The organism is Gottfriedia acidiceleris, assembly GCF_004138285.1.
GTDB lineage: Bacteria > Bacillota > Bacilli > Bacillales > Bacillaceae_G > Gottfriedia > Gottfriedia acidiceleris_A.
Map to the genome: position 1 here is coordinate 1 of NZ_SCFN01000060.1, position 645 is coordinate 645.

The window sequence follows — 645 nt, forward strand, 5'->3', positions numbered from 1 at the left end:
CTGCCATTTTGTTGAATAAAAAAAACCGACTATACAGCCGATCTTGTTCTTCAACTAAAGCATTGCGTTAGTTGTATAACTTTTATTTTTTTATCAAGAATACCTTTAAGGGGTGAATTTGATGAAAAAATTTTTGGTTTTATCTATTTTGATGGTTTATTTAAATTGTAGTACATTATCCGTCAGTGCAGAAAAACGTCATACACACGATTCACAGGGTATGGAACAGGTTTTTGACAATTTTATGTTGGAACAATTTCAAGATGAAATTGTACAAGCACTAAAAGAATTTTATAAAAACGATTCAATAAGCTATGTATACAATTGGTGGGATAAAAACTATGACGTTGTAGAGATAGAAGGTTTTAGACCAAATAGAAACTTAAGTCATTCGTATATAGTTCGATTTACAGTTTTAACTTACGAAAATAAGGAGAAAGGAAAGCGACTTGGGCAAGATACAGTAACTTTCGGAGTGTCTCCTCTTCTCTTTTATAAGGAAATGAATAAAAGAAACTTAGCTGCTTCAAAGGTTAAGTTCTTATCACTTAAGCATTCCAAACCTCCAAAATAAAATACCAATTGAAAAAAGGATCTAATTAAAGTAAAAGATCCTTTTTTGCTGCTTGTGCAACTAAAGCATGC

General features: G+C 31.2%; 1 protein-coding gene. It reads left to right on the forward strand.

Annotated features, from left to right (window positions below):
* Positions 1-121 precede the first annotated feature (121 nt).
* Entirely contained in the window at positions 122-574 is a 453-nt protein-coding gene (locus tag EP747_RS23940; protein WP_129692487.1) for a DUF3888 domain-containing protein, read from the forward strand.
* Positions 575-645: the final 71 nt, after the last annotated feature.